General features: G+C 67.4%; 4 protein-coding genes. All 4 read right to left on the reverse strand.

Translation table 11 applies throughout. The annotated features are described in order from the left end of the window. Positions 1-432: PHP domain-containing protein (locus tag HMPREF1138_RS05185; RefSeq protein WP_443110649.1), on the reverse strand; the 432-nt coding region annotated here is incomplete at its 3' end. Between the two features lie 155 nt (positions 433-587). Then, positions 588-3,041 (reverse strand): alpha-ketoacid dehydrogenase subunit alpha/beta, encoded by a 2,454-nt coding sequence (locus tag HMPREF1138_RS05190; RefSeq protein WP_009057398.1) that lies wholly within the window; start codon positions 3,039-3,041, stop codon positions 588-590. 31 nt (positions 3,042-3,072) lie between these two features. Continuing rightward, the gene (gene lpdA / locus HMPREF1138_RS05195) at positions 3,073-4,440 is read right to left on the reverse strand and encodes a dihydrolipoyl dehydrogenase (RefSeq protein ID WP_009057397.1); all 1,368 of its coding nucleotides are present in this window, start codon (positions 4,438-4,440) and stop codon (positions 3,073-3,075) included. Positions 4,441-4,456: 16 nt separating this feature from the next. Further along, positions 4,457-5,173, reverse strand: a 717-nt coding sequence (locus HMPREF1138_RS05200; RefSeq protein WP_009057400.1) for a dihydrolipoamide acetyltransferase family protein, incomplete at its 5' end; no start/stop codon positions are given.

Genomic DNA, 5,173 nt, shown 5'->3' on the forward strand with positions numbered 1-5,173 from the left:
GGGGGCGAGCCACTCGGCGACCTTCTCGCGGGCCGGGGCGGGCACGCCCTGCACCGTCATGTAGGCCACGCCCACGGAGTCGGGGTTGTTGAGCTTGCGCTGCGCCAGAGGCGTGCCCTCGCCGAAGCGGGCGCGGATCTCGAAGCCGGTAACGGAACCCATGCCCAGGATGCGGGTCGCCTCGCTCATCTCAGCGGCGGCGCCGATGGAGTCGTGGTCGACCGAGCCGACGACTCGCAGGCCGGCCCGGCGCGCCAGCAAGGCGGCGTGCGTGGGCGTATAGGGGCTGAAGGAGAAGCAGGTGTGGATGTGGTTGTTCGACTCGGGCACCCAGGTCGGAAAGTGCTCGTCGGCGGCTAGCGCGCGCAGCGCCTCGATGCGCTGGGCCGGGGTGGCGGCCGGGTCGTTGGTGATGTCCATGGGTTTTGCCATCTCTTCGTTGGGGTGGGCACGGGGAAAGGGGGCGCGAGGCCGGGGCACAGGTGAGGAGGAGGTTTGCCCCGGCCTCGCGCGGCTCGCATCAGGGATTGCGAGCCTCGGACGGGGGCGGGCCGGAAAGGGGGGAGGAGCGGCCCGCCCCCAGCGCTTTACAGACCCTCGCGGTTCAGGCGAGCGATCTCGGCCTCGGTCGCGTGCTTCGTGGTGGGCACGTGGCCGGGCAGCGGCAGGATGCGCTCGTGGATCGAGTCGAGGATCCAGGAGACCTGCGGGAAGAAGTACGACTCAAGCTCAGGTCCGGGCGTGATGCCGTTGCGCGAGCCGACGACCGCGATCGGCGCGTCAAGGGCGTCGAAGGCGAGGGTCTGCACGTTGGCGGCAACCGTGTTGAGGAAGGATCCGCGCTCGACCGCGTCCGAGGTGAGGACGAGGCGACCGGTCTTCTTCACGGACGCGATGAGCTTGTCGTAGTTCAGCGGGGCGACGAAGCGCAGGTCGATGACCTCGGCGCTCAGGCCGTACTTCTCGGCCAGGACGTCAGCGGCTTCCAGGGCCTTGTACACGGTCGCGCCGTAGGCAGCGATCGTGATGTCGGTGCCCTCGCGGCGGATCGCCGGCTCGCCCTCTTCGGTCTCGTAGTAGCCCTCGGGCACGCCGCCGGGCTCGAAGTCCTCGCCCTTGTCGTAGAGCTTCTGGCTCTCGAGGAAGACGACGGGGTCGGTTCCGGCCAGGGCGAGGTTGAGCATGCCCTTGGCGTCCGTCGGGGTCGTCGGGAAGTAGACCTTGAGACCCGGGATGTGGGCGACGAGCGCGCTCCAGTCCTGGGAGTGCTGCGCGCCGTACTTGGCGCCCACCGACACGCGCAGGACGAGGGGCATCTTGAGCAGGCCAGCGCTCATCGACTGCCACTTAGCCATCTGGTTGAAGACCTCGTCACCGGAGCGGCCCAGGAAGTCACAGTACATGAGCTCGACGACTGCGCGGCCACCGGCCATCGCGTAGCCGACGCCGGCGCCCACGATCGAGGCCTCGGCGATGGGCGAGTTGAAGAGGCGACGGTAGGGCAGGGCCTCGGTCAGGCCGCGGTAGACGGCGAAGGCGCCGCCCCAGTCGCGGTTTTCCTCGCCCCATGCGGCCATCGTCGGATCGGTCTTGAAGCGGTGCAGCATCGCCTCGAAGAGGCCGTCACGGAACTGGTACATGCGCATCTTGGAAACGGGCTTGCCGTTCTCATCGACGGAGGAGCGCACCTTCTTGGCCAGGGCCTTGACGCGCGGGTTGTCCTCGAGGTCGATCTCGGGGGTCGCGTCGTCGAAGGCTTCGACCTTCTCGTTGGAGAACATGACGGTGTCGATGTAGCCGTCCGCGACGCGCGGGGTGGCCTCGTCGTCGATGGCCAGCTTGAGGACCTTGACCAGCTTGTCGGTCAGCGAGGCCGCGTAGCCGTCGATCTCGTCCTGCGTGGTCAGGCCGTTGGAGATCAGCAGGTTCGAGTATTCCTTGATGCAGTCGACCTGCTCCCACAGCTCGACCTCTTCCTTCGTGCGGTACGAGGAAGCGTCCGACGGGGAGTGCCCGGAGAAGCGGTAGGTGATGGTGTCCATGAGGACGGGGCCGCGGCCCTCCTCGAGGATCTTCTTCTTGCGGGTGGTCGCATCCGCGACGGCCAGCGGGTTGAGGCCGTCGACGCGCTCGGCGTGCATCGCCTCGGGGTTGAGGGCCGCGCCCACACGGGCGAGGATCTCATATCCCATGGTCTCGCCGAAGGTCTGGCCGCCCATGCCGTAGAAGTTGTTGAAGAAGTTGAACAGGATCGGCGGGTTGCCGCCGTCCTCCTCGCGCCACAGCGAGCGGAACTGGTCCATGGACGCGAAGTTCATGGCCTCCCACACGGGGCCACAGGCCAGGGCGGCGTCACCGACGTTGGAGATGACGATGCCGGGCTTGCGGTTGATGCGCTTGAACAGGGCCGCGCCGTTGGCGATCGGGGCGGAGCCGCCGACAATCGCGTTGTTCGGGTAGGAGCCAAAGGGCAGGAAGAAGGTGTGCATCGAGCCGCCCAGGCCGCGGTTAAAGCCGGACTTGCGGGCAAAGATCTCGGCGAGGGCGCCGAAGAGGATGAAGTTCTCGGTGAGATCCTTCGTGTCCTTGTAGTCGATCTTTTCAGCGTAGGAGAGAGTCTCGCCGCCGAGGAAGCCCTTCATGATGCCCTCGAGCTGGCCCTCGTCCATCTGATGCATGGCCGAGTAGCACTTGGCGAGGATCTCGCCGTGGGAGCGGTGGGAGCCGAAGATGAAGTCCTCGGGCTTGAGCACAAAGCTCTGACCGACGTAGGCGCTCTCCTGGCCGATGCCCAGGTGGGCGGGGCCACGGTGGTTGTACTCGACGCCTTCCCACTGGCCGGTCTTCTTGATGGAGTCGAGCATCGACTCGAAGGTGCGCACGACGATCATGTCGTGGAGCATCTGGACCATGCCCTTTTCGCCGTAGCGGGCGAGTTCGGTCTCACGGTCGAAGGTGTACTGGTTGACGGGCACGTCGGGGAACTTCACGTGCCCGGGGCGACGCACCTCGTTGGGGTCGATGATAAGAGACTGAGTCATTGTTCTTCTCTTCCTTGACGTAGGGGGTTCGTTAGAGCTTGACGGCCCACGCGGCTTCGCGGATAACCTCGGACACGGTGGGGTGCGGGAAGACGACCTGGCGCAGGTCCTCGACGGTCAGTTCCATCTCGAGGACGGCCTGCGCGCCCCAGATCATTTCCGCCGCGTAGGCGCCCAGGACGTGAATGCCGAGCACCTGGTGGGTCGCGGGATCGACGAGGATCTTCGCCTCGCCGGGGGCCTTGAAGCCGTTCTCGGCGATGAAGCGGCCCGACATGAGGGCGGGGACCTTGGCGACGAGGACGTCGCGGCCCTCGCGCTTGGCGGCGGACTCGGTCAGGCCCACGCCGGCGGCCTCGGGGATCGAGAAGACGGCCCACGGGACGGTGTGCCAGCGCATGACCTCGCCGCGTTTCTTGGCGGTGGGGTCGAGGATGTTCGCCGAGGCGATCTCCGCCATGCGGTAGGCGGCGTGCGCCAGGAGCGAGCGTCCGGTGACGTCGCCGATGGCCCACACGTTGGGAAGGTTGGTGCGCATCGTGTCGTCAACGACGATGCCGCGGTTGATCTCCAGGCCGGCCTCTTCGGCGCCCCAGCCAGCCGTTGCGGGACGGCGGCCCACTGCCATGAGGACCACGTCGGCCTCGACGCTGAGCTTCTCCGCGCCCTTGGAGTAATGAACGGTGCCCCCGTCGAGGGACTCGACGCGGCAGCCCAGCTCGAAGGTCACGTCCTTCATGGCGGCGCGAGCCTTGGCGGCCAGGTCATCGTCCATGAACGGCAGGATTTCGGGAGCCATCTCGATGACGGTCACCTGGGAGCCGAGGGTGGAGTACAGGGAGGCGAACTCGACGCCGATGACGCCGCCGCCGATGATGGCGAGGCGGGCGGGGACCTCGGGCAGGGACAGGATGCCCGTGGAATCGACCAGCGCCGGATTGTCCTGGGTGCCGGGCAGCGGGGGCATGGCCGGCACGGAGCCCGTCGCGATGATGACGTGGTCCGAGGTGTAGGTCGTGCCCTCGACGGTCACGCGACCGGGGGCGTCGAGGTGGCCTCGTCCGTTGATGACGGTGACGCCCGCCTTGCGCTCGGTGGCTGCGACGCCGGCGACCAGACCCTTGACAACCTGGTCCTTCCAGGCCTGCATCTGCGTCCAGTTGACGGCGACGCCGCTGGCGTCCACGCCGAACTGGCTGGCTTCCTTGGCGTGCAGGTAGTTCTTCGCGCCGTTGAGCAGGGTCTTGGTGGGGATGCAGCCCACGTTCAGGCAGGTGCCGCCCAGGTACTGCTCCTCGACGAGGGCGACCTTCTTGCCCGCGTGTCCGAGGCGCTCAGCGGCCAGGTAGCCGCCGGGGCCCGCACCGAGGACGATGACGTCAAAATGCGTGTCACTCATGAGTGTTCCTCTTTCCTCAGGCCAGGACGGTCACGTCGATGTTCTCGATGGCGGCGACCAGGTCGCGCAGGAAGCGGGCGCCGTCCGCGCCGTCGATGACCTGGTGGTCGATCGTCAGCGACAGGTTGAGGCGCTGCTCCACGGCGATCGTGCCGTCGGCTGCCACGGTCGGGCGCGGGGTGATCGCGCCGACGCCGAGGATAGCCGTCTGGGGCAGGTTGATGACGGGGGTGAAGGTCTCGATGCCGAAGGAGCCGATGTTGGAGACCGTGAAGGTGCCGCCGCTCAGGAAGTCGGGGGCGATGGTGCCGTCGATGGCGCCGCCGGCCAGGCGCTTGGCCTCGTCGGAGAAGGCCTTGAGGCCCAGGGCCTGCGCGGAGCGGATGACGGGGACCAGGAGGCCGCGCGGGGTGTCGCACGCGAAGCCGAGGTGGACCTGCTCGAACTCGGTCAAGACGCCGTCCTGAAGGTGGGCGTTGAACACGGGGTACTTGGGCAGGGTGCGCGAGACGGCGAAGCAGACTAGGTCGTTGAGCGTGATCTTGTTCAGACCCAGGGACTCGTCGGCGTTCTTGACCTTCTTGCGCAGCGCGAGGATGCCCGCGGCGTTCGCGGTCGTGTTGAGGGTCAGCTGCGCGGTGGAGGTCAGGGATTCCATCATGCGCTTGGCGACGACCTTGCGCACGCCCTTGAGCGGGGTGGAGGTCGAGGCGCCCGGGTAGTCGGCACCCGC

Source organism: Actinomyces sp. ICM58, assembly GCF_000283035.1.
Taxonomy (GTDB): domain Bacteria; phylum Actinomycetota; class Actinomycetes; order Actinomycetales; family Actinomycetaceae; genus Pauljensenia.